Genomic DNA, 25,475 nt, shown 5'->3' on the forward strand with positions numbered 1-25,475 from the left:
GCAAACAAAGCGAAAAAGAAGAGAAGGAAGAAGAAATAGGGAAAAGCAGGGCAACTGTGCTGCAAGTTAAGGAGTTAAGGAAAGCAAAGCGCAAAAGAAATGCAAGTAGGTAGAAATAAGGAAGAGAAGGAGCAATATGTTGCAAGTTAAAGAGTTAAGGAAAGCAAAGCGCAAAAGAAATGCAAGTAGGTAGAAATAAGGAAGAGAAGGAGCAATATGTTGCAAGTTAAAGAGTTAAGGAAAGCAAAGCGCAAAAAGTGTGCAAGTTGAAAGAAATAGGTAGGAGAAAGGGCAAACTGTTGCAAGTTAAAGAGTTAAGGCAAACAAAGCGCAAAAGGAGTGTAAGTAAGGGGAAATAGGTAAGAGGAAGAACAACCTGTTGCAAGTTGAGAAATATAAGGCAAACAAAGCGCAAAGGGAATGTAAGTAGAAATAGGTAAGAGAAAGAGCAACTGTTGCAAGTTGAGGAGTTAAGGAAAGTAAAGAGCAAAAAAAATGCAAGAAAAGAAGAATAGGGAAAGAAAGAAACAAAAATTTGTAAATATCTGTTACAATAAATTAAATATAATAGTAGTTAAGATTTTTATCCTGAGAATTATTTTATTGTGATCCATGGTTTAGGGAGGAAAAGAAAGTGGATAACTTATTACAAATGTTTCGAGATGCATTGTTAATCTCTGAGCCAATTTATAAAACTAACGAGCTAGTATGGAATAAGTGGAATGCATACTTTAAAGATGTTGAAAACAATAATAATAAGGTGCTCACATCAACCCATGCTTCTCCATCATTTACTGCATTAGTATCTTGGTTAGAGAAAAAGCAAGAGTCCGGAATTACATTAGTACAAATATATGCGAAAATTGATTCTTATAAAGAAGAAATATATAAAGAAATTGAATTATTTATAGAAAAAGAATTTCAAGATGTAGTACATTCTAATTCCTTGATATTGGAAAATGATCAAAATATAGATAAGCCAAATATAGTGAATCACGAGGATTATTACGAGGTAAATAACTCTGCTGTTTATTATAAATTAAGAGATGGGATTGCAAAGAATCAATTTGAAGAAGATGAAATAAGTAAGGTTCTACAATATCCCATTGAAACGAGGTCTTCTAATGGTGTAGCTCAACTTTCTTCACATAAAGATGAAGACTTAAGACTTACCAATATAGAAGAAGCAGCTCGATGGAATACCCTTGTAGATGACGTAATGAGTAATATGGATGATTTAACGGCAGATTGCTTAGATGCAATCACAATACAGTGGATCAATGAAGCAAAATCTCCAGATGATTTTATCGACTTTTCTTATGAACAAGTTTTAGAAATGTGTAACATTCCAAAAACAGTTGTTAAAAATAAAGAATACTATAGAGCGGAAGATAAAATTAAGATAGCAAAGAGAATTGCAGCTTTAGCAAGTATTTTTATCTATTTAAATGATGATAATGAAGTCGTTGTATTAAATGACCGTGATGATGATGGGGAACGTTTAGAATTAAAGCGTGAAGTTATCAAAAGATTATTTGTATTAGATTCAGTTGTTTTATGGAGACATAGTGTTACTAATGAATACATGGGCATTGAATCTTGTCGTATTAAGCCGGGTAGCTTTTTAACTAATTATTTGTATGGATCAAATAATACAACAGCCCTATTGTCTAAAAAAGCACTTGAATACAATAGTTATAGACACAAATATCATAAAAGATTAATTCGATACTTAACATGGCAATGGAGAATTAGACAAATGTATTCATCATTGAAAAAGCCATATTCTATAGGTGGAGACAAAGGACTACTAGCAGTAATGGATATCCCAAAAGATTGGAAGCCGAATCGTATTAGAGAACAGTTAGAAAATGTTCTAATGGATTTAGAAAATGAAAAAGTAATCTCTCATTGGGAGTATAGTGATCCACTGGATGAACAACAAATTGGGAAACGTAATTGGTTTAAAAATTATTACACTAACTTAGGAATAACGATTTTACCACCTGAAGAAATGCTACAGTCAATGGATAGGGTAATAGGAAAGAAGAGTATAGAGGAACCACAAGAGCAGTTACCCGAAGTAACAGTTGTTAAAGAAATAAAGAAGAATGTAGAATCAGTCGAACAAATAGAGAAAAAGATCCGTGACCAAATACTGAAAGTACACAATGAAAAAAAGGTAAGCATTCGTGAAATAGCAGATGAAATGAGTATTTCTCCATCGACATTATCTAGATTTTGTAATTATAAAACAAAACGTTTATCTAAAAAGGCGTTAGAAAAGTTAACGAAATGGTGTGAAAGACAAGAAATATTAGAAAAGATGTAACATAGACTAAATATTTCTTTTAATAATATTCAAATTAAAAATACACATACATTATGTATGTGTATTTTACTTATTATTACTAATAAGAGTCTGAATTTTCTTTATTTATGGCGGTTTTGGCAGGTGAAGATCCTACCGAAAAGTCATTATAGTTATGCTGTTTAATCCACTGCAATTAAATTTCTTGTCTTATCGATATGGTTCAGTAACATACGATACTCTTCTTCATACATAGTTATACGTTGTAGAAGAGATTGATTCTCTGTTTCTAAATCTTCAATTTGATTTTGTAACTTTGTCAATTCATTCACATCTTTATAAGTTTGTAGAAAGAGAATAATATCATCTAATGTAATAGACAAAGAGTTTTTTTCTATTTGTGATGGGGAGAAGGGAATGTTGTTTCCCATTTTTCGGTCTTGTTTTGCTTGTTGTATTTCTTCTTGGTATTGTTTTCTCACATATGAATTCCAACGAAATCCACAAGCTGCAGGTGTTCTAGCTAGTAGTTTTGCTACTTCTTTGAATGCAGCTAACTGTGTTCCACCGTTACGAATATTCTGAAGTACTGTTGATGCGAGAAGTAAATCGTTATCATCAGTCCAGGAATCTTGTCTTGAGATTACCACGTTTTAACCCCCCTTATATGTTTTATGTTATATATATGCAATTACTCAAAATGATAGAAGTTCAATTTCTCTTGAAATAATTGGGAGTCAGTTGGTAGAAGTATGTATGATTTTACATGCAAAATTGCATTTAAGGTTGACTATTCCATAAGGTGTAACTATACTAGTTACAGTAATGCGACTGAATTAATAAAGTTGTTGGTATGAATTGGTTGTATTAATGATGTATAAACAAATATTAAAGAATGAATGGAGTTGAAAATATAGTCCTACATATAAAACGTTTGTATAAAAAGAAATTAGGTAATATACATTTTTTTATAAATATATATAAATAAAAAGAGGTGTGCGTTTTGAAAATTTTTAAGGGAATTATAGTTTCTTCAATTGCATTAACAGCATTTAATGGGGTGGGCGGACTACTCCCAAATGAAAAATCAGAAGTTGCTTATGCAGCTACTTACAATTATTCAAATAAGCAATTGAATTCTACTGTACATAAGCAAGTTACTAAACAATTAATTTTGAAATTTAAAAATGAAGCGAATTTACCATATCAGGATGGAATAGAAAAATTCATTAAAGAAGAAAAACAAGATCCTGAATTAATTGGAATTTTAGCTGAATATCCAAATGTAACTATAAATCGACTTTTTAATTCTTTAAATCCTAAAGAAATTAAAAATCTTGGTAAAGAAATAAAAGATTCCGATCAAATTTCTTCTAATTTGTTAAACTATTATATTGTAGAAACTCAAGATGATATTGATGTACAAGCATTACTTACAAAAATTGAAAAATCATCTCTTGTTGAAACGGCGTATTTACAGGAAGAAGAGGCGCCACCAGCAGAGCGTTTGCCAAATTTATCTGTTAATCCATATGATGAGCCTAGACTTACAAGACAAGGTTACCTTGAACCAGCACCATTAGGAATTAATGCACCTTATGCCTGGAGCATAAAAGGTGGAGATGGAAAAGGCACTACTTTCGTAGATATGGAGTATGGGTGGTTATTTAATCATGAGGATTTAGTGAATCAAAAGATTGAATTAATATCTGGACAGAATAAAAGCGAGCACCATGATCATGGTACCTCAGTCTTAGGAATTGTTTCGGCAGAGGATAATAACATAGGTGGAATTGGAATCGCACCGAAAGCTAAGGTAAAGGTTGTATCCCAGATTAGGGATAACGGAAATTATAATACAGCTGATGCTATTTTAAGTGCGGTTAACAATATGCAAGCTGGAGATATTCTTTTACTAGAGGCACAAGCAACTTACGATGGATATGGAGATAAGAACTATTTTCCTGTGGAAGTAAAACCAGACATATTTGATGCAATTCGTATGGGAACAAATAAGGGAATTATTATTATTGAAGCAGGTGCAAACGGCGGAAATGACTTGGATCAATTTAGAGACCGTAATGGTAAACAAGTTTTAAATCGTAATAGTCCTGATTTTAAAGATTCAGGGGCAATTATGGTTGGGGCAGCTTCTGCAAGGGTTCCTCATAAGCGTTCATATTTCTCTAATTATGGTAGTAGAGTGGATGTGTATGGATGGGGGAATGCAGTAGATACTACAGATGCTAAACCAAGTGAATTTATAACAAATCTATATACATCTAGTTTTGCTGGAACCTCTAGCGCATCACCTATTATTGCTGGTGCTGCAGCATCAATTCAAGGAATTGCAAAAAATAATCAGGGGAGAGTATATACACCAAGACAGCTTAGGGCTATTTTAAGTGATTCTAGCACCGGAACGAAATCCAATGATCCAACTTCTGATAAAATTGGTGTTTTACCTGACTTAAAAGCTATTTTATCTAAACTTGGTTTTTCACCAAACTTAGGTAATGATTCTTCCATTGTATTTCCTGAGGAACAAGAAATAAATAAAGGAAATAAGGGAAATGAAGGATCTACTATTACATTCCCGAAAGAAGATACCGCTAATAGTGAAGAGGACTCTAGCTTTATTTTCCCAGAATAATAGAAATACCTCCTATTAAGCATGGGGCAAAATAGTTTACTCAATAAGAACAAAGGATATGAATTCAATAGAAATATGAATTTATATCCTTTTTATTTTAAGCTGTTTTTAATACCTTACAAAAACGTAATGTTAGCGTAATGGAAATGAATTTTGGCAGCCAATAGATTAGGATATAATTTTTGTGAGAAAAGATATGAGGTGAATAATATGAAACGAATAGTGCTTATGTGTAGCGTTTTTGTGATGTTTACTGTGTTGTTATCCGGGTGTAATTTAAATCGTCTTGGTACAGATACATATTATGTGCAAATTACCAAGGATGGTGAAAAATTAAAAGAGAAAAATGTAAATGGGGATACGACTTACGAATATAAATTACCTGGATTTGATAAGGATGGTAAAGAGAAAGAAATGGAGTTTACAGCGTTAAAAAACCTTCGTAAAGAAGCGTTTTTACGTATATATTACTCTGAGAAAAAAGGTGTGAAATCTTGGGAAGAAGTTAAAAAAGACGAACTCCCTACAAAGGTAAAAGAAAAATTAAAGGTGGATTAATATATAATGCTTTGTTAGAGCAATATATCCTCAAACTATTAGAATGTATATTGTGAAATAGGCTAAAGTTCTTTAGAGTTGTTAAAGTAAGAGGCTGACAGTTATTGTCAGTCTTTTACTTTTGCACGAAGAAAATATAAAAGGCATTTAACAGACAAGCGTTGGATTATTAACAATTATTTATGATCCAAAGCCACAATATATCTACCCCTGAACTATAATAATTTTAGGTCAGAAATAAGCTTCTGATTTTGTGAGGAGTTAAGTACTAAAAAAGCTTAATTTTGTTTACGTATTTATAGTCGTTTAAAGGATTTATGATTGGTTATGATATAATAAAATTCAAGTACAATAAGGGGGATTAATTAAATGATTTTTCAAAGCATGATAACAGCTATTATAGAAAAATTACAAGAGACGGTGAATCCCTATTGGATAATTGTGTTTGGATCAACGGCTGAGAACAGAGAACGAGAAGATAGTGATATTGATATAGCTTATGTAAGTGACACAACATTAGGGAACTATGAACGTTTTTTATTAGCACAGGAGTTAGCTAACATTGTTCAGAGAGATGTTGATTTAGTTGATTTATCCGAAGCTTCTACAGTTTTTCAAGCTCAGATTATACATACAGGAAAGACAATATTTTGTTCGGATGAAAAACGTAAGGTTATTTTTGAAATGAAAACCTTAAAAATGTATTCAAAATTGAATGAAGAACGACAGGTAGTATTTGATGATATAAAGAAAAGAGGTTCTATATATGAAGAATGAGGTTATTTTAAATAAAATTTCTACAATAGAGCGTTGTATAAAAAGAATCCAAGATGTGTATGGAAATGATCCTGAAAATTTAGAGGACTTTACAAAACAAGATTCAATAATATTGAATATACAAAGAGCTTGTGAAGCGAGTATTGATTTAGCAATGCATATTGTTGCGGGGAAAAAATTAGGACTACCCCAATCTAGTCGAGAGGCCTTTGATTTATTGGTTACAGCAGGATTACTTAGCGCTGATCTAGCAAATAAGTTAAAGGCGATGGTTGGATTTCGTAATATTGCTGTTCATGATTATCAAAGTGTGAATTTAGATATTGTTCGTCAAATTATTGAAAAACATTTAACTGATTTTAAACTATTTACAAAAGAAGTAATGGGGATATTGGAATTTTAGGTAAAAGAACAGAATAATAGGGCTGAGAAAGAAAGTAAATCTATGATTCCCAAACCAGCTATTGAAACAATCACTTAATTTCATAAGAAGAAACGCGTTCATAAGATGAATTTGTTTATGTTGTAGTGAGGCTTTGCATGAGATGTGTAGATAAATAGTAGGGAAAATATCCATATACAATTTTATCAACAAATAAGTAAATATTTTCAAAACTAATTTTTATACATATAATGTATACCCAAAACAAAAAAGTTTCCTTATGGAAACTTTTTTGTTTTGGGTAAATTTATAATAATTAATTAATATTCAGTTTTTGAAAAAAATGATGAATCATGTCAAATCATCTTCATTTACACAAACATGAACGTAGTATAAAAATGAAGCATATCCAAAATAATTAAAGGGGCTGAAAAAAATGATTAAAAAACTTATTATTGGTGCTATTGCTTTAAGCACAACAATAGGAGTGAGTAAACCTACATTTGCTGCTACAATACATTCTCCATCACAGTTTAAAGAAACTCGATATGTTCATGTGCAATCCCTATATTCTCCATGGCAGTATTTAGGGCAAACTTCAAGGGAACTTCAAATTAAAAGTAAGGATCCAAAAGTAATAGCTTTTGAACTAGCAAAAGAAGCACCATTTTACGAAGAAGAATTAGTAGACATATGTTCTGTAATTTTAGATGCAAATGTAGATGTTGTATATTGGACAAGTAAGGAATGGGTTAGATTTGAAGAAGGAAATTATGAATTTAAACATGAAATTAAAATTTTTAGAGATAAAGAACGTCAGCAATTAATTACGACACTGGAATCTTAGTTCTTTTACAAAAAAGAAGCTATCTTTAGTATGCTATTCTCCCCTCATAGTAGATAGGAAAAAGAAAACACATTAACCTATTTATTATGGAGGGGATTTTTCTATGGGGTAAATTAGAATGACTTGCTATAAAAAATGAAAGGAAAAGGAGTGGGTTTATACTTAAAAGAAGATGTAAAACTGTTAAGAAAAAAATAGACATTTATTATCCAATTGTAAGACATTAAATGAAATGATTCAAAACTTTAGGTATTAAAGAACTAGAAGAATACGGGAAAACAAAAGGGTTATATTTAGGTAGAATGGAACTTAATGGTTTAGATACTAAGACTAAACGATTGGAAAAAGAGAATGTGATGTTAGAAAAATGAAGGATAGTATGTCGTGAAATCGCGAAAGTAAAAATTCTAGGATAATGCACATAAAAAAGACTTCTTCATCTATCTTAAGTCCACAAATATTTAAAATTTTATAATCATCAAAGATTTCAAGAGAAACTAAGCCACCTGAGTCCATACAAATATAGACTCAGGTGGCTTAGCTGCGCTTTGAAAATCCTGTCTACCCGACAGGGCCCTGTCTTTTTATTTTTCAAATAAACAAACTGAAACAAGATTATTTAGAAGTATTAGTGAATTAGCCTCTTTTTAATTCTTATTTCGTATCTCTTACCTTTAACAAGTACAAACATAATTGATTAATCTAAATTACCCTTAAAACATTTATAAATTGGATGCTATAAAAGCAATAGAATTATGTAATAAGTGAATCAAAAAAACAACCCCAAAAGCAGACATGGTAACCTGATATTTTTCATTCTTTTTTTTATATACCCAATAAGCATAGTCATATAAAAGACCAATTATCGTTGTACCAACTATATAAGTGATTCCATATTGATGATTTAATCCAAATATAATTGAAGCTATTAAAATGATAAGGTAATCGCGATTTTTAATGTAAGGAATCCAACTTAATAGCCAAAATAAAAATACTTGAAAAACTACTGTTTCATATATTGGTGCCGCTAATACCCCTAATAAAACTTGAAGAATAAGAGGTGCTTCTGTTATTGGGTTTTTTTGTATTTCAGGTAAGAATAGATCTAATGGTATTACAAATAAAAATGATCCTATTGAACTACTCACCACTTAACGTCCTAACGGACTGTTTGAAGTGGGAGATTCCTGCGAACACCGATGTATCCATCAGTTATCTTAGCAGGCTCTACCCGCAGTCCCTACGGTGAGAACATAAGTATCTTGTACGCTGACTCACCACACTACCTACTTTAGCTTGGTTTTCGCAATTTTGAGAAGCGTGGGGAGATAGAACGTTGAAGATTTTACGGTTGCAACGTTTTTCTGCAACCAACCTCATATCTTCAGTTTTCGAAGAGCAATCTGTACAAGTAAATGATAGCAAATATGTTGGCTTATGCCAACCGACATTCATCTCCCACCTAAAATTGGTGTTTCACACCTTCACATTTTTGAGGAAGGAGTCTTCTATCGGAAAACGATAAAATAAGAAAAACAAAAGAAATGGTAGGCAAAGCAAACATAAATCTATTTATTTTTTTGAGCATATATATTTCTCCTATAATCTTTTAATACGAAAAGTAATAAATAATTGGGTCTCTTTTTGTTTGACATGTTTTTGTCTACTATTGATGAAAACCGTTCTGTAATTGAATTCTTGGCTTATATGTAGGTGTAGCGATAAAGTAGGGATATATTAACACTATATTGTTAATATTAAAATATTAAAGAGCTAAGTGAGATATTAAGGTCACACCAATTGTATGATGAATATAATATCAAGCCCGTTAAGGAAATATGCTGTATAGGACGCGCTTGTACTGTTTATTTTACTATATGAATATTTAAGTGCATATAGTTTTGGAGGAGTATGTATTTTTGTATTTTTTAATACAAAAGTTTTTTATTAAAAATTTACTTTCTGCGCTACCTCATATGAATTTAAGACAATTGAAGAGTAAAGGCCAAAAGAGTCTAAGTTTAGATTGTACAGGTAAATATTATAATGTTATAGAAAAATAAGGAAAAAAGTTATAAAATAGGAGATTGAATTAAACTTTCAGATTTTATTTTTGAGCAAGATAAAGATAAATAAAGATAAGGCTCTTAAAAATTCTCGTCTTTATTTAAAACTAACGATAGTATAAAAAATCCTGGCTGAAGGTACTGCAACAAATCTAATTTGAAAATCTTTAGGAGATAAATATGGAATTTTAAATAGTCTTAGGAGTCCACTAAACATTATAGCAATTATTATAGGCAAATCCTTTTATATCATCGATTTAGAAGAAATCAGTACAAATAGAAAAGATGAAGTGGTAGAAGTATTGCGTCTTCTTTTTAATAGATTTCCAGGAGCAGCTGGATATATAAAAGATGCAATTGTAAATGAAAAAAAATGGAACGTTTGGTTGAACGATTAGTATGCTATTTTAAAGTTTAAATTAATAACAGAAAGAGAACCTCTTAATATGTTACTACTTTGTTTTTGTATTGTTGAAAATAAGAAAGGTGAAATCAATGAAAAAATATTGGCATAAGCTATCGTTGCTTCAAAAAAATGTATTACTAACGGTATTAGTAATTCTGACCCTTGTTGGAAGTATGGGAGCGTTAAGTTTTAATATGTTTCAAAATAGTATGATGTCTATATTTGAGAGGCAGTCTTTTGAAACAGGTGATGCGGTATTAAATCAATTAGATCTAGAAATAGTAAGAGATGTAGCAAAAGACCCCACAGCTCAAAGAGTGAAGAAAGAAAAATTGACGGAGCAATTAGATAAATCTATAAAAGATATGAAAAGTGTTGGACAAACATATGTTACAGGAGCCAAGCTAAGTGAAAAAGCTGAATTACAAATAGTAGCTCTGGATACAGAATTAGCAAATACTGTTTCTGTAAAATCAGGTGAATACTATGAGCAGCCTACTTATTGGATGAAAACATATGATAAAGTAATACAAACAAAACAGGCACAAATGACAGAAGTGTATGAAGATGAATTAGGGTTCTGGGTAACAATTTTAGAGCCAGTTACAGATGAAAATAAAAATATAATTGCAATTGTTGCAGCGGATTTGGATGCTTCTATTATTCCTCTTACAAAGAAACAATTTACGATACAAGGTTTACTATTTATTATAATTTCATTAACAATCGCAATTACAATTCAAATATTTATCTCACGAAACTCTCTATCGCCTTTAAAGGATCTACAAGAAGGGTTACGTAAAGTTGGTGAAGGGGATTTAAGTATTAAATTGAATGAAAGATCTGATGATATAGGGATAACTAATATCTATTTTAATAACACTATTCAAAAGTTTAATAGGATTATAGATAAAGTAAGGCAGACTGCTGAACAGGTTTTGACATCTTCACAGGAATTGTCGGTAAGTACAAAAGAGAATAGCATAGCCTTTAAAGAAATTGCAAGTGCTATTACAGGATTAAATTTAGGAGCACATTCTCATGAATATGTAGTGCAAAAATGTTTAGAGATTATTCAAGAAATGGAAAGTAAGATGAAAGAAATTAAAGGAGCTGCAAAACAAGTTGGCAATGCTTTGGAAGACATGGAACAGCATTCTGTAGAGGGAAAAGATTTGATTAAGCAAATTGTGAATCAAATGAAAAGAATCCAAGATACAGTTCAGGATGTACCTTCTAGTATTTATGCATTCGAAGCACGATCTAAGGAAATTCATGAAATTCTTACTGTAATTACAACCATTTCTAATCAAACAAATTCATTAGCTTTAAATGCTTCTACTGAATCCTCATGTGCTGGAGAGATGGGGGAAGAATTTTCAGGTGTTGCGGACGAGGTACGTATATTAGCGGAAAGAACCGAGGCATCTGCAAGGGATATAGCTAAATTAATTGGTGAAACCCAGGCTGAAGCAGAGAGAGCTGTAAGATCCATACAGAAAAGTTCAAAGGAAGTAGAATTAGGAATAACACTTGTTCAAAGTAGTGGTGCATTCTTTGAAAAGATTTCAGAATCTGCACAATCTGTTACAAATCAAATTAAAGCGACTTCGAATCATTCAAGTGACATTCTAAAAAATAATCAAACTATTGTTCAGTTTATAAATGAATTATCACACATTGCAAATACAAATGTGAATAGCAGTAGTAATGTGGGGACAAGTATGAAAGAGCAAGAACTATATGTACAAGATATTGCAGAGTTAGCAAATTCTTTAAATTGGCTCTCGCAAGAGTTACAGGGGTTAATAGGGGAATTTAAAAGTAAGTAGGATAGAAGAAGGTAAAGGTATAGGGTATGACCTATACCTTTATTTATTCCCACATAAGGGATGAAAGCTTAGGTATATATGTAAAATAGCTAAACGAATAATTTTTTTGCATATTTTGTTGGAAATAGAGCATGATATTACCAAATTCAACGGAGGTGTTTAAAAAATGCAAATTCGCGAAAATAATAATTCAAACGAAATCTTAATAGCAGCTGCAGCAAGTGCAATTGAACAAATGAAATATGAAATTGCTCAGGAGTTTGGTGTTACACTTGGGCCGGATTCAACTGCACGAGCAAATGGTTCAGTAGGTGGAGAAATTACAAAACGTTTAGTTCGTATGGCGCAAGAGCAGTTATCTGGTCAATATAAAATTCACTAAAACTAAAGGTATATCCCATTGAAGGGATATACCTTTTTAATTTGTTTGTAAAGAGGATCGTTACATTTTTTATTATTGGTTAAGTTTAGAAACAGCAAATTTAGCTGTAAAATTCATCTTCTTCATGTACGTAGAATTTACACCTGCTTGAAATTGTACAGAAATATTACCGTCTTTTTGCGCTTTAAATACGCGACCATATGGGGAATTAGCATTGAATGTGCCAATTACTTGATTATCCGCATCAAAGACCGTATAAGAAATTGGGAACCCTGAATTTTGTACAAAGACTGTAAGTTCGTCCCCTTTTTTAAGATTAAATGATTCTTTTTGAGACACTTCATAGGAACTCATAGAGTAGTATTTTGTGACTTCTTGAATTTCTAAATTCGTAGTAGCTGCACTCGCTTTTGATGCCTCAGCCCCTGGTAAGTTCATACCTGAAAATACTGCAATTCCTAGTGCCCCTGCTAAAATCAATTTTTTCATAATAGTATTTCCTCCTTTAATATATTGTGAGATTTGAAACGAAAGTGAAAATTCCAATCCCTGAAACCATTATAGTTACAATGAGAACTATTTTCAATGGGAATTGGTATGTAATTTTGCATACACAAAGTAGCGATATAAGGTAATCTATTCAAGTTTTGAAGTCTTCTTAACAGAAGGGAAGGGTAATTTAAAAAAATCATGAATCAGATTGTAAATGAACTTTATATCTTATGTAGAAAGACTAGAAAGTGGGGACTTCATAATTTGAAAACACCAAGGTGGAGTTTTTCTGAATGGAAATGAACAATCCTCTATTAAAAATATTTTTTAACACCAAATATATTAAATTAATCCTCATATAACACATTATTTTTCAGTAAATGTTAAAAACTTTACGCGTATGTAAATTTTTAATATTAATATTTTTCTCAATTGTATAATTTTATTTTCGAATTATACTTAATTCGTAATACCAAAATTAGGAAAGGACCTTTGATACAGGACATTTATCTTAAATTCTTATTTAGAGGAGTGATTTAAAAAATCAATGAAGGAAATGTATCTCTAGATTAATTAGGAAAAGAATTTGAAGTGTTATTATACTCATCCAAAAATATAATCAGCATTGTTTAAAATACGTGTACATTTAATAAATCCACTTTTGAAATTAGTGAGAAAACTGATATTTCGTATGTAAGTAATAATGAAATTGAACGAAAGGACTGATTTATATGAACAAAAGAAAGAGTGGTAGATTACAAAAAACTATAAAGGTGTTTGCGACATCCGCTATTTTAGCAACTACTTTATTTGCACCTATCATGACAAATAATTTAGCTGTACATGCTGAAACTGCACAAACTGCAACTCAACTTGAACAAAGAGAGTTTGATCTTCCAGGTACAGGCAGTTTTTCGGATGAAGCAAAAAGAGAAAAAAGAGGTGAGCAAAAAAATTATATGCCAACAGGCATTTATGTGAAACCTAATGAACAGGTTACTATTACAGTATCAGGAACGCAAAAGATTAGAGCCATTATTGGGACACATCAATATGATAAAGAATGGGGAAAAGAAATTGACCTTTCTCCCGGCTCTAATACTATTTCTTCACCAAACGGCGGTGTATTAGGGTTAGATAATTTTCAAAGTACAGGAACAGTTAAGGTGCAGGTAACGCAAGGCGGAAGTCCTATTCCTTTCTTTGAATTAGGGAAACACACGAAAGAAGACTGGGTTGCCATGATGAACAAATATCCAGATGCACATGCAGTACAATTGAAATCAGAACGAGCAGTACTAACTGTAACTCGTGATAGTGCTAATAAATATATTGTAAATCAAGATCCTGTACCACTATTAAATAAATATGATGAAATGATTCGAGCGCAAGACAAGATATCAGGGCTATCTGAAACAGAACCTAATCCTTTACATCGGTCAACTCGTCGTATTTGGACCTTTGTAGAAAACCCTAATGCACAAAGCTGGGGCATGTATGCAAGTTGGGATGGCGCCGTCTTTACAACTGCTGGTGAAGCAATCAAAAGTACTTTAAATGTAAATGAGTTTGGATGGGGACAAATGCATGAAGCGGGACATGCAAGACAACAATATCCATGGACGTGGAATGATTTAAGAGGTATGGGTGAAGTAACTGTTAATTTATATTCTTTAGCTGCATTCAAGAAAATATATCCAGATAAACCAACACGTTTAGATACAGAGGGAGATTATAATAGGGCTTTTGCTTATTTAAAACAAACGAATAAAGAATATAAAAATATTGATGACCTGTTTGTAAAACTTGTTATGCTTTGGCAGCTTCATTTGGCATATGGGGATGAGTTTTATCCAAATCTTCACAAATTATATCGTGAGATACCAGAGGATCAACTTCCAAAAACAGACGAAGATAAAATACAAGCTTTTATTTACAATACATCGAAAATAGCAAAACAAAATGTACTACCGTTTTTTGATCAGTGGGGATTGAAGGCAACTCAAGAAACGAGACAAAAAGTAGAAGCTTTAAATAACCCGACATTAATTGCACCTATATGGGAAGCAACGGATGCTAAACCTGTTAAACCACTTGCTGTATTATCTAAAAAAATAATGAAGGCAAGTGCAAATAGTGAGGAATCAACGGGTTCAGCTAGTAAGGCGATAGATGGAAAAACAGATACATTTTGGCATAGTAGTTGGACACCAAATCAATATCCATACAATTTAACACTAGAACTTGGCGATACACGTACCATTTCACAATTGGCATATCTTCCAAGGCAGGATGGGTCAGAAAATGGCCGTATTTTAACTTACAATATTTATACGAGTGTAGATGGTGTTAAGTATGACAAAATATCATCAGGAACGTGGGAAAATAATAGTAATAAGAAAAATGCAACATTTGATCCAGTTACTGCAAAATATGTAAAAGTGGAAATAACAAATGGACAGAATGGATTTGCTTCAGCAGCTGAAGTAGATATTCTAACTGATTCTCCATCTGTTAAACCATACGTATTGCCTAAAAATACAATGAAAGCAAGTGCAAATAGTGAGGAAGCAAGTGGTTCAGCTAGTAAAGCAATTGATGGAAAAACAGATACATTTTGGCATAGCAGTTGGACACCAAATCAATATCCATACAATTTGACATTGGAACTTGACAAAAATCAAACAATTTCAAAAGTGGATTATCTTCCAAGACAAGATGGATCAGAGAACGGCCGCATTTTAGGGTACAGTATTTATACAAGTGTAGATGGTATTAAATATGAAAAAGCATCATCAGGAACATGGGGAAATAATAGTGATAAGAAAACGGCAACATTTAACCCAGTTACTGCAAAGTATGTAAAAATAGAAGTAACGAATGGACAGAATGGATTTGCTTCAGTAGCTGAAGTAGACATTTGGGGATATTAATCTTTTACAGAAATGGTTGGGGATTATAGCACGTCGCTATTAAGTTAAAAAAGTGTATCCATAAAACAAAAAACGCTATTCTTTTTGTAGAAATATACAGAAAGGATGGCGTTTTGTATAAATCCATCAATTCAGAATGGGTTTCATTTGTTCACTAAAGAACTACAGCGATACCCATCTTCAACAACTTGAATAAGAGATAGGTTTGGTAAAATGTAAAAGTTAGTATAGTGCAAGAGATTTGACGGTCTTATGTATCTGGAATCGTCGAGAAGGAGCAAGCGATTCTGTTACTTGATTATTTAATCAGTTTTATGCAAATACAGCTACACATATGAGTTCAGAAGGAGTTAATCAATGTTTGAACCGATATTCGGATTTATTTCTACAGCGTTTATTATAAAACATTTTAAGGTTGATAAAGTTTTATTATATGGAATTATTAAACAAAAATGATAAATTATATGTTATGATAAAAAGGCAATAAAGTACATCATCCTGACTTTATTGTGTATGTTTAGCCTATGTATGTGGTTTGTATTAAAAATAAGAAGTCTCTTAAAAAGAGACTTCTTATTTTTTGTATGGAGGGGGTATTACAGATGATTGATTACTATCAAATGTTTTTAATTGCTATGGCAGGTATTGCCTTATTTTTTTATATACAACATGCTGGAAAACCAACGAAAAGAAACAAATGGAAGTTTTTAATTGTAGTATTTTTATTTTACCTTTTGAATTATTTATTTCTTAAATTTATATAAATAAATGTAGGAGGGGGATACGTATTGAATTCTAAAATATAAGAAAAAGGAAGGTATAATCCTTCCTTTCATCATCCAGTATGTCCATGTGAATATTTAATAACATTTATAGTACTTTGAGAGCCTGTTGAAGAATTTGATCCAAAAGTTACTGTTACAACAATTAAGATACCCAGTAAGCTAACCGCTAATTTTTTCATTTTAATGCTCCTTTTTTAAAGTTTTTTTCACTGGCTTTACTAGCTTCATAATAGTAATAGCTGGCTTTTTTATGATTATTTTCTTTGTAAAATTGGGTTGCTAACTTTTCAGTATATTCATTTATATACTCATATAGTTCTTCGCGTTCAAAATAAGAAATTCCTTCTAAAACAGTTTTTTCTATATCAGTAGCACAACTATTTAGATTCATTTTTTCTAAAATCTTAAAGTGATGTATATAGCCTTCAATTCCCAATTGAGTAGAAAGCTGTAGGCCTCTTTTTATTAATTCTTGAGCAATTTGATGTTCTCCTAATTTATAATGTTCCCTAGCTTCAATAAAAACAGCTTTATAATCGCTAGGTAGCTTCTGATTAACTTCAGATAAATAACGTAATGCTACCTCGGATAAATTCTGTGTAGCATACATAAATCCTAGATTGTGACGAACAATCAAAATATTGTATTCTAAATTTTCTTTTTGGAATGTATCCATAGCCGAGATAAAGTGTTCCTCAGCTAATTCCCACTCCTTTAAATGAGTACATGCTAATCCATATAGGTTATTACAGAAGGCAACTTTCAATTCATACCCAGGATGTTTTGAAAATATATCTTTCGCCTTCATTACATGATTAATACATAAAATCGATTTATGTGTATGACAATAGAAAATGGCCAACTCATAATGGAATTCAGCATGTTCAATCTCATCAGGAATTGTTTCTAATAGGTATTCAGCTTTATCGTAATGTATTTTTGCAAGGCTATGATTGCCAGTAACATTGGAATGAATGGCTTTAAAGAAGTGATAATAGTATGAAAGGAAATCGTCTGTAGGAGTTTTATAAGCATCACTTTGTTTAAAGCTATCTTTAGAAATACTTAAACTATCAATTAAATATTGATGTCTAAAATCTAGTAGTGAGAAGTATAATAATATCGTTTGATTTTCCTCTATGTTATGGATTTTGTTTTCGATTTCCTGTTTAAGTAATTGAGCGGCGTCTACATGCCTAGCTCTAATTTCTTGATACCATTCATTTAATAAATGAGTTATTTGCTCGTTCCCCTGTATATGAACATTCATTGTTCAATTTCATCCTCTCCAAAGATATTATGCAGCAATTAGTATCATATCAGAAATTTCCTCTATCAAAATCTATTTAATAGCATTTATCAATATAAGACGGAATATTCTATTAATTTATATTTATTGAGATTCAAGTAGTATGTATTATTGTAATTTCTGTAAAAATAATCTTTTTTGATTTGAAGATTTGATCAAAATATATTTTTTTAACAGGCGAAAAGGGAACCATACCTAAGTAATTATGTATAGCAATAATAGGAAAAAAGAAATAAATAATAAAGGGGAATTTGAAATGTTAGAGTTAAAAGAAAAGAAATCTTGGAAGAAGATAAGATGTTTGATATCTTGTATTATGTAAATATAGATGAGTTAAATATGATTTCTGACTTTAAAGAATTAAAGGAGGGTTGTATTCGTGTAGCAACAAACTTATATGGTAAAAATTCATCTGAAGTACAAGCTGTCCAACAAGCTTGTAAAGCAGCTTATATTTAATCTCTTAATAGGGTGTAGATTATTATTTGCTATTACTAAATGAATAATAACATAATAATATTTTGACATTAGAAAAGGAAACGCTTTTAGAGTGTTTCCCTTTCTAATGTAATTGATTTTATTTTTTAGATCTCACATAACCAGCTGCTTGAGCATCAGTTTCTGAACAGAACCAAACAATATTGTCTTTTGTAGAATCATAATATTGTCCACCAGGAACATGGTATTTTTTCGAATTGGCATTTCCTTTAATTTGTCCTTTACAAGTGGTATTGGATTCTTTGTCATCACTAGGATCATTTTGGAAAGGTTTCTGATTAGAACCGTTATGATTACCACTAGATGAGGAAACGACAGCATTACTCTTTTGTGAAGCTTCTTCCTGGGCCTTACGATTAGCTTCTTCTTGAGCTTTACGGTTAGCTTCTTCCTGAGCTTTACGTTGAGTCTCTTCTTGAGTTTTACGGTTAGCTTCTTCTTGAGCTTTACGGTTAGCTTCTTCCTGAGCTTTACGGTTAGCTTCTTCCTGAGCTTTACGGTTAGCTTCTTCCTGAGCTTTATGGTCAGCTTCTTCTTGAGCTTTACGGTTAGCTTCTTCCTGAGCTTTACGCTGAGTCTCTTCTTGAGCTTTACGGTCAGCTTCTTCCTTACTCTTTGTGTCTGCTGTATCTTTTTTAGTATCTTGTGAAGTGGCAACTTTGGTGTCTGCCTTTTGTACAGTTTGATTGGAAGTTGATTTTCCATCAATAAATACAATACCCATTAAAAAGAAAGCTAGTGCTAGATATAAATATGAATATACTACTTTCTTTTTGGTTTTAATTTGTATTTTGGGTAACACAAATTGTGGTTTGATTAATCCAATAATTAAAGCAAGTAAGCTTAACGAAAATCCCAAAAAACCAATATTAACAAGGGCAGGGCGAATAGAATTTGGAATAATTGCTTGAAGTATTAAAAATAAAATAAAGATATAAACAATGGAAGCAATAAACATTTTCCATGCGGTTTTAGAGCGATAACCAAAAATTTTTCTCCAGTTCATTTAAGAACCTCCTTATCTAAGATACTAGATTTTGCTTATAAATTATAATAATGTAATGATTTAATATCGAGATGTAATTCATCACCTCTCATTTAATAAAATTAATGTATTTATGTAACAAATATACACATGTAAGCATATCATTGTCGTTAACAAATTTTCCATTTTTTATTTTCATTTTTTCTTGCTTACTTGAAAAATTTTAGTATATTAGAGATTTTAGATGCTTTATTTTGACTCATTCGTTAGCAAATGAAAGTTTAATCATCATCTAAAAGGAAAACTTGGTGTTAAAATATGAATTAATATAAGATAGTAAGTATTAATTAAACTGTATAAGGAAGTGAGTAAGTATGAAGAGAAAAATATCAGTGGTTGGTGCGGTAATTGTTAATGAAAATAATGAAGTCTTATGTGCATTACGTTCTCCTACAATGACGTTACCAAATTATTGGGAATTTCCAGGTGGTAAGATAAACAAGGGAGAAGAGCCACCAGCTGCATTAATTCGTGAAATTAAAGAAGAGCTTGGATGTACAATTGTTGTAGATGAGAAGGTAGAGGAAGTCGAGTACGAGTATGAAACTATTGTTGTTCATCTTACTACATATAAAGCTAGAATTTTGGCAGGTAAGCCTAAAGCTCTCGAGCATGCAGAGCTAAAATGGATGAGTATTAAAGATTTAAAGCATTTAAAGTGGGCACCTGCTGATATTCCTACCGTAGAAGCACTGTAGGAATATTTTAATGAAATATCCTTGAGAATTATACTTGTATTATGTAATATATAATTATATTGTTAGTTTATTTGATTCCGTTTATTCCCATATCTTATGTGATGTGGTTGAGTTGTAGAAGCAAGTTTTTTCTTGTTTCAATTTTGAAAGGGCTTCTTTGAGCCGATTAGTGTATATAGCCTATTTGCTATGCACGATTAATCGACTTAAAGGAGCCCTTTTTTGTTTGTTTAAGTGGATGTATAAAGTAGTTTTTAAGTTAAAGAGAAATATGATTGTTTAGAAGGGATATATAGTGATGAATTGAAACCTATAGCATCTAACAAAAAGAGTTATATGAAATTATAGTAAGTTAAATCTCATATAGAGATTTAAAAATACCGAAGTAATAATTGCAGTTAAAGGGGAAGGTCTCAAATTTTTAAAGGGACTCAATAATGCATCTATAGAAGAGGAGAATTAAAATTGAAACCAACTAGAGAAAAGTACGTAATTAATGGGGAGTATACAATAGAACGTAAGCTTTTACATAATGAAATCATTAAATTATTTCTAAATGATCAGCCGCAGCAAGAGCAAGAACCTGAAGCTATATTACTTGGTGGTGGTTCTGCTGCTGGAAAAAGCTCAATTGGAGAGTTAGTAAGTAAGGGATATAAACATCAGAAACAAAATATGGTTTGGATAGATCCTGATAAGATCAAAGAAAAAATACCAGAATATCAAGAGTTAATAGAATCTGGGAATAGTGAATTAATGAAACAAGCAGCTTTTTTAGTTCATGATGAAAGTAGTGATATTACCATGAAACTTTTAAAAATCTGTATGAAAAGAAAAATAAATTTTATGTATGATGGTACAATGAAAAATGAAGTAAAATACAAAAAGTTAATTCAACAATTAAGACTAGCAGGTTTTAGCATTAAAGCAATTATTGTAGATGTCCCAATAAAGGTTGCTTTAGAGCGATCCAATTTGCGTTTTAAAGTAACAGGAAGATTGGTACCCCAAAATATAATTGAAGAAAGTCATATGAAAGTAGCGACTACTTTTTCTAACATTAAAGATTTAATAGATTGCTATACTTTATATGATAATACCGGGAAGGAACCAGAAGTTTTTGCTTTTAAAGAATCAAAACGAGTAAAAGAAATTATTGTTGATGAATCTCGAAATAATCAATTTATCGAGAAATCAGCTCTTGTTTTTTAGTGAATATATCTTATAAATTTTATAAAATGATTAATAGATATTGTCCTGACATTTTATTATATTATTGATATAATAAATACAGGAGGCGATATAAATGGAACTTAAAGACCTTATGAATTATATTGAAGAAAACAAAGAAGAGCATTTTCATGATTTAATCGCTAAAAATGAACGGGAAATTGCAAAAAAAGAAGAAGAAGAGAAATAAAAAATTTAAAATAGAAGAGTTGACCTTTTGGGTCAACTCTTTTGTTTTTATAAATGGATATAAAGTTGGATTTCTCAATTGTTGAGTAAAAGGAATTGCAGAATTTTTCTGTAGAAAAGGTTGTTTGGTATTGAAAATGAAACAGACAATTTGCTAATCATAGGAGAGTTTTTTAGTATTATATTAAATAGAAAATAGCGTAATGAGTTAACGCTTTAGGAGAGAGTATATGAATCATTTTATTGTTATGCAGGGGCATACATATCAAGAGGAAAAAGGATTAGAAATTATTTGGTCACCTAAAAAGGATAGAGGCGGTAATGTACCACATTCATGGAAAAGAATGATGGATGTAAAAGAGGGGGATCGAATCTTTCATTATGTAAAAGGGAATATTGTAGCAGTTAGTATCGCTGAAGAAGATTGTAAGGAATCGAATAAACCATCGATTATGAAAAGCCATGATCAATGGAATGATGAAGGCTATTTGGTATCTTTAAAATATCATGAGTTAGAAAAACCAATTAATATACGTGAGAAATTTGAAGAGATATCGCACCTGTTGCCAATTAAATATTCACCTTTTCAATCAGATGCAAATGGAAACCAAGGTTATTTATATCCATGTAATGAAGAATTAGCCCTTAAATTAATGGAACTAATTGGTGATTCAAACATTTATAAAATAAATGATGAGCAATTAGAGTTAGCAGTTGATCCGGTAAGAAGGACAGAAAACAACACATTAATTCCGGTTATAGCTGAGACGGAATCCGAAGTAAAAGCGAAAATCCGAATTGGACAGCAAAAATTCAGAGAAGAATTAATGGAGATTTGGAATGGAAAATGTGCATTATGCGGAATAAATTTACCAGAATTGTTAAGAGCAAGTCATTCTAAGCCATGGAAAGATAGTACAAGTATGGAACGCTTAGATCCGTATAACGGTGTACTACTGTGCTGTAATCATGATGCTCTTTATGATAAAGGGTTTATCACATTTGATGGACAGGGACGACTGCATATTTCCTCATTAATATTGGAAACAGATTATATGAAATTTGGATTAATACCAAAAGCTAAGATAGGAATTCAACCGGAGAATAAATTATACTTTAAGTGGCATAAGAGGAATATTTTTAAAGTAAAATAGTATAATTTTTAACTTCAAGGACAGGAAGAACATAAGAGAGATGAATTGGGTTATTCAGTAAAGGGGAATGGTACATGTATAACTGTAATCAATGTGGGACAGAAATGATTATGCAATTACAAGATAGATATAGAGAATATTGTCCAAAATGTGAAGAGCTTAAACCAAATAACTTGGTATACTATAATCTATATGAATTACTAGATTATATGGAAGCGAATCACTACATGAGTAAGGAAAATATGCTACTTAATTTTTTGAAATGGGAGTTTGATTTAACGAAAGGGAATATATTCAAGTTATATCTAGACATAGATAAATATGATCAATCCAATGATGAGGATTTTACAAGACAATTAGAGGATTATATGAAGGGAATTCGATTAAAATTAAATGTTAAATATGAAGATGATTATATTTGGATTAAGGTTAATTAGATGGAATTCTAGATGTAATGAATTTTGTTTTAAAGAGATAGTAAGTAATTGAGAGGAGATTAATAGTTATGGAAGATTTGCAAAATGCAGTAATAAAGTTTCGAGATGAGAGAAATTGGGGGCAGTTTCATAATGCGAAGGATCTAGCAATTTCCTTAAATTTAGAAGCATCAGAGTTGCTTGAGACTTTTCAATGGAAGTCTAGTGAAGAAGCAACAGAGACGAAAATGCAGGAAATAAAAGAAGAAATGGCCGATGTAATGATCTATTTACTTATGCTAAGTGATAAATTAGATATCGATCTAGAAGAAGTAGTACATGCTAAGTTGGAAAAGAATGCAGAGAAATATCCTGTAGAAAAAGCATTTGGAAGTAATAAAAAATATAACGAACTGTAAAGCGATAATCGTTTTACAGTTTTTTGAAATGGTTATGGGAAAGCAGATGGTTGAGATCATGATTTGGATGTATGGATTGTATTCTAAAAGTATGCAATCCACACATCCTCAAATATTCTTAAAATTAAAAAGTCGGGAGTTATTCAAATGCTATCATTTGCAGCAAAATTATCTTCATTTTACATAATTAAAAAGAAGCGAAAAGAGTTTGAGCAAGGTTGTATTAGAGACCCTAAAATAGATGGAATACCAGTAGTTTATATTCAACGAGATAAAAAGAATTTATATGTAGGTAAGTCCACAGATATTTATGGCCGTTTCATTGCACATTTAAATGATGAAGATAAAACATTCAAGGAAGTTATTGTGATAAAGAGTGATTTATTTAATGAAAGCTCAATTAAACATATTGAAACATTATTAATTGAATATTTATTAGCGGATGAAAAATTTAACTTACTGAATAAAGTCAGAGGACAAAAAATTCATTCCTATAATGGAATTGAAAATGTTGAAAATATGTTTGGAGAAATTTGGGCTCAGTTAATGAAAGAAGGTATAGCTAGTGAGAATTTAGGTGAGATACATAATAAATTTATTTATAAATATTCACCATTTAAAGAGTTATCGGCAAATCAAATTGAGGTTTGCAAAGACATTTTTAATATAATGCTTACTACATCAAATAGTCGAAATTTGATTACAGGGGACCCGGGTACCGGTAAAACAATTGTATTAACAAATATCTTATATGCGCTTGCTTATGACGATAAAACTGGTAAAGCACGTGAGGGGCTGTCTCATGAAGACATTGCACTTATTGTCCCACAAAATCATTCTTTAAATTTATATAAGAGTTTAATGAAAAAACTAGGTTTACAAGGTATTACAGTACTTTCACCTTCATTATTTATTAAGAAAGCAAAAAATAGAGGATCTAAATATAAATATGTTTTTGTAGATGAAGCTCATCGTCTGAAACAATATTTTGGTAAACAAGCACGTGATTTAAAACATTTAGTTACTGATGATGGTTATACAAACGAGTTGGAATTAATAGAAACATTTGCATATCATTTAACAATAGTTTATGATCCATACCAAACGATTCGACCAGCAGATATAGATACAGATGCATTCCAACGGTTGACAGCGAATTATAAGAGGCATCCCTTACATAAACAATTCCGTTTAAAATCTGGAGATCAATATCTAGCATGGCTTCGTAAATATTTACAAATAGCAAATAATGTTGGAGTGTATGAAGAAGGGTTATTGCAGGGCTATGACTTTAAGGTAATGGACTCTATTACAGAATTGAATGAATCTATGAAAATGTTAAATGAAAAACATGAATTATGTCGCGTAGTCGCAGGTTATTCTTGGGAATGGATTACACAAAAGGATAAAAATCACTATGATATAAAAGATCCTGTTACAGGTGAGACATTCAAATGGAACTCAAAGGTAAAAGGTTGGATTAACTTTGAGAATAGTATAGAGGAAATAGGATGTATACATACTACACAAGGTGCGGATTTAAATTATGTTGGTGTGATTTTAGGAGCTGAAATTGATTGTGATTACGCAGGTGAAGAAAATGGAGACTATGATTTAAATAAAGCTAAGATTGTGGTGAATCCAAAAGAATATAAAGATCGAAATGGTCTTCCAATTAAGGGAACAGATATAAATAATGAGGAGTTAACATCCTATATTAAACGTATTTATTACGTGCTATTATCTCGCGGGATAAATGGATGTTATGTCTATGCAGTAAATCAAAATATGCAGAGATACTTAAAAGAAATAGTGAGAATAAGTCATTAATTATATAAAGAAGTTACTGTAATTACAGTAACTTCTTTATATTTAGTAAAATGAAAGGTATATAGACATTAAATTTTAATCGTAAAGTTATGTTTTATTGTTAAAAAATTTCGTTAAAGATACTACTACTTAGAAAGTGTATAGAATGAGGAGGATAAACACTGTTAATATGATGCAAATGTGCATATTAAATAGAAAGTAAAGTAAATTGATAATTCATGTGGTAAAATTTTATATATAAATACAATATATGAGTAAGATGT

22 protein-coding genes and 2 pseudogenes are annotated in these 25,475 nt (G+C 31.2%); 18 read left to right on the forward strand and 6 right to left on the reverse strand.

Translation table 11 applies throughout. From position 1 onward, the window contains the following. Positions 1-634: 634 nt before the first annotated feature. The gene (locus ACTFO4_RS28935) at positions 635-2,332 is read left to right on the forward strand and encodes a helix-turn-helix domain-containing protein (protein WP_440014204.1); all 1,698 of its coding nucleotides are present in this window, start codon (positions 635-637) and stop codon (positions 2,330-2,332) included. A 161-nt stretch (positions 2,333-2,493) separates the two neighbouring features. On the opposite strand, the gene ACTFO4_RS28940 is transcribed toward ACTFO4_RS28935, so the two are convergent. After that, positions 2,494-2,961, reverse strand: coding sequence for an RsfA family transcriptional regulator (locus ACTFO4_RS28940; RefSeq protein ID WP_000237075.1), 468 nt, complete (start codon positions 2,959-2,961; stop codon positions 2,494-2,496). Positions 2,962-3,314: 353 nt separating this feature from the next. Between ACTFO4_RS28940 and ACTFO4_RS28945 the strand changes: the two genes are divergently transcribed. From ACTFO4_RS28945 to ACTFO4_RS28970, 6 genes and pseudogenes are all read left to right on the forward strand, one after another. Continuing rightward, positions 3,315-4,964 (forward strand): S8 family peptidase, encoded by a 1,650-nt coding sequence (locus tag ACTFO4_RS28945; protein ID WP_119684437.1) that lies wholly within the window; start codon positions 3,315-3,317, stop codon positions 4,962-4,964. Positions 4,965-5,174: 210 nt separating this feature from the next. After that, a complete protein-coding gene (locus ACTFO4_RS28950) occupies positions 5,175-5,522 on the forward strand; it encodes a YxeA family protein (protein WP_000822914.1) in 348 nt (115 codons plus the stop codon). Positions 5,523-5,891: 369 nt separating this feature from the next. After that, on the forward strand, positions 5,892-6,299 hold the full coding sequence (mntA, locus tag ACTFO4_RS28955) for a type VII toxin-antitoxin system MntA family adenylyltransferase antitoxin (protein ID WP_000577229.1): 408 nt from the start codon (positions 5,892-5,894) through the stop codon (positions 6,297-6,299). Then, positions 6,289-6,702, forward strand: coding sequence for a type VII toxin-antitoxin system HepT family RNase toxin (gene hepT, locus ACTFO4_RS28960; RefSeq protein ID WP_000787540.1), 414 nt, complete (start codon positions 6,289-6,291; stop codon positions 6,700-6,702). Before mntA ends, hepT begins: the two co-directional genes overlap by 11 nt. A 415-nt stretch (positions 6,703-7,117) precedes the next feature. After that, positions 7,118-7,528, forward strand: a complete 411-nt coding sequence (locus tag ACTFO4_RS28965) for a hypothetical protein (RefSeq protein ID WP_404508853.1) — start codon at positions 7,118-7,120, stop codon at positions 7,526-7,528. Positions 7,529-7,989: 461 nt separating this feature from the next. Continuing rightward, positions 7,990-8,127 (forward strand): annotated as a pseudogene (locus ACTFO4_RS28970) (hypothetical protein); the annotation flags it as partial. Positions 8,128-8,250: 123 nt separating this feature from the next. Here the strand turns inward: ACTFO4_RS28970 and ACTFO4_RS28975 are convergent. Further along, on the reverse strand, positions 8,251-8,676 hold the full coding sequence (locus ACTFO4_RS28975) for a CPBP family glutamic-type intramembrane protease (RefSeq protein ID WP_440014206.1): 426 nt from the start codon (positions 8,674-8,676) through the stop codon (positions 8,251-8,253). Between the two features lie 1,413 nt (positions 8,677-10,089). On the opposite strand from ACTFO4_RS28975, the gene ACTFO4_RS28980 reads away from it, so the two are divergent. Both ACTFO4_RS28980 and ACTFO4_RS28985 read left to right on the forward strand, forming a co-directional pair. Beyond that, positions 10,090-11,832 (forward strand): methyl-accepting chemotaxis protein, encoded by a 1,743-nt coding sequence (locus ACTFO4_RS28980; RefSeq protein ID WP_440014208.1) that lies wholly within the window; start codon positions 10,090-10,092, stop codon positions 11,830-11,832. Positions 11,833-11,998: 166 nt separating this feature from the next. Beyond that, positions 11,999-12,214 carry an alpha/beta-type small acid-soluble spore protein gene (locus ACTFO4_RS28985; RefSeq protein WP_001167047.1) on the forward strand — a complete coding sequence of 72 codons (216 nt, stop codon included), beginning with the start codon at positions 11,999-12,001 and terminating at the stop codon, positions 12,212-12,214. Positions 12,215-12,286: 72 nt separating this feature from the next. Here the strand turns inward: ACTFO4_RS28985 and ACTFO4_RS28990 are convergent, their stop codons facing one another. After that, the gene (locus ACTFO4_RS28990) at positions 12,287-12,703 is read right to left on the reverse strand and encodes a hypothetical protein (RefSeq protein WP_000733521.1); all 417 of its coding nucleotides are present in this window, start codon (positions 12,701-12,703) and stop codon (positions 12,287-12,289) included. Between the two features lie 734 nt (positions 12,704-13,437). On the opposite strand from ACTFO4_RS28990, the gene ACTFO4_RS28995 reads away from it, so the two are divergent. After that, the gene (locus ACTFO4_RS28995) at positions 13,438-15,639 is read left to right on the forward strand and encodes a discoidin domain-containing protein (protein ID WP_440014211.1); all 2,202 of its coding nucleotides are present in this window, start codon (positions 13,438-13,440) and stop codon (positions 15,637-15,639) included. A 602-nt stretch (positions 15,640-16,241) separates the two neighbouring features. Further along, positions 16,242-16,403, forward strand: coding sequence for a hypothetical protein (locus tag ACTFO4_RS29000; protein WP_165852350.1), 162 nt, complete (start codon positions 16,242-16,244; stop codon positions 16,401-16,403). Between the two features lie 71 nt (positions 16,404-16,474). Here the strand turns inward: ACTFO4_RS29000 and ACTFO4_RS29005 are convergent, their stop codons facing one another. Then, positions 16,475-16,603 carry a hypothetical protein gene (locus ACTFO4_RS29005; RefSeq protein WP_000732002.1) on the reverse strand — a complete coding sequence of 43 codons (129 nt, stop codon included), beginning with the start codon at positions 16,601-16,603 and terminating at the stop codon, positions 16,475-16,477. After that, positions 16,600-17,694, reverse strand: coding sequence for a Rap family tetratricopeptide repeat protein (locus ACTFO4_RS29010; RefSeq protein ID WP_001100598.1), 1,095 nt, complete (start codon positions 17,692-17,694; stop codon positions 16,600-16,602). Before ACTFO4_RS29010 ends, ACTFO4_RS29005 begins: the two co-directional genes overlap by 4 nt. Before the next feature lie 327 nt (positions 17,695-18,021). On the opposite strand from ACTFO4_RS29010, the pseudogene ACTFO4_RS29015 reads away from it, so the two are divergent. After that, positions 18,022-18,192, forward strand: a pseudogene (locus tag ACTFO4_RS29015) (M4 family metallopeptidase); the annotation flags it as partial. Between the two features lie 118 nt (positions 18,193-18,310). Here ACTFO4_RS29015 and ACTFO4_RS29020 read toward each other — a convergent pair. Then, on the reverse strand, positions 18,311-19,237 hold the full coding sequence (locus tag ACTFO4_RS29020) for a sunset domain-containing protein (protein WP_440014213.1): 927 nt from the start codon (positions 19,235-19,237) through the stop codon (positions 18,311-18,313). Positions 19,238-19,590: 353 nt separating this feature from the next. Here ACTFO4_RS29020 and ACTFO4_RS29025 point away from each other — a divergent pair, with 353 nt between their 5' ends. From ACTFO4_RS29025 to ACTFO4_RS29050, 6 genes are all read left to right on the forward strand, one after another. Next, positions 19,591-19,974, forward strand: coding sequence for a (deoxy)nucleoside triphosphate pyrophosphohydrolase (locus tag ACTFO4_RS29025; protein WP_000823376.1), 384 nt, complete (start codon positions 19,591-19,593; stop codon positions 19,972-19,974). A 465-nt stretch (positions 19,975-20,439) separates the two neighbouring features. Then, on the forward strand, positions 20,440-21,186 hold the full coding sequence (locus ACTFO4_RS29030) for a zeta toxin family protein (protein ID WP_002164677.1): 747 nt from the start codon (positions 20,440-20,442) through the stop codon (positions 21,184-21,186). Between the two features lie 437 nt (positions 21,187-21,623). Next, the gene (locus ACTFO4_RS29035; protein WP_001015285.1) at positions 21,624-22,547 is read left to right on the forward strand and encodes an HNH endonuclease; all 924 of its coding nucleotides are present in this window, start codon (positions 21,624-21,626) and stop codon (positions 22,545-22,547) included. 74 nt (positions 22,548-22,621) lie between these two features. Further along, positions 22,622-22,984: a hypothetical protein gene (locus ACTFO4_RS29040; protein WP_000282136.1), complete on the forward strand. Its 363-nt coding sequence runs from the start codon at positions 22,622-22,624 to the stop codon at positions 22,982-22,984. A 68-nt stretch (positions 22,985-23,052) separates the two neighbouring features. Next, the gene (locus ACTFO4_RS29045; RefSeq protein WP_000389845.1) at positions 23,053-23,382 is read left to right on the forward strand and encodes a nucleotide pyrophosphohydrolase; all 330 of its coding nucleotides are present in this window, start codon (positions 23,053-23,055) and stop codon (positions 23,380-23,382) included. Between the two features lie 147 nt (positions 23,383-23,529). Continuing rightward, positions 23,530-25,212, forward strand: coding sequence for a DNA/RNA helicase domain-containing protein (locus tag ACTFO4_RS29050; protein ID WP_440014216.1), 1,683 nt, complete (start codon positions 23,530-23,532; stop codon positions 25,210-25,212). The last annotated feature ends 263 nt before the right edge of the window (positions 25,213-25,475 follow it).

Origin of the sequence: Bacillus cereus group sp. MYBKT14-1, from assembly GCF_051915185.1 — a bacterium.
Classification (GTDB): Bacteria; Bacillota; Bacilli; order Bacillales; family Bacillaceae_G; genus Bacillus_A; species Bacillus_A cereus.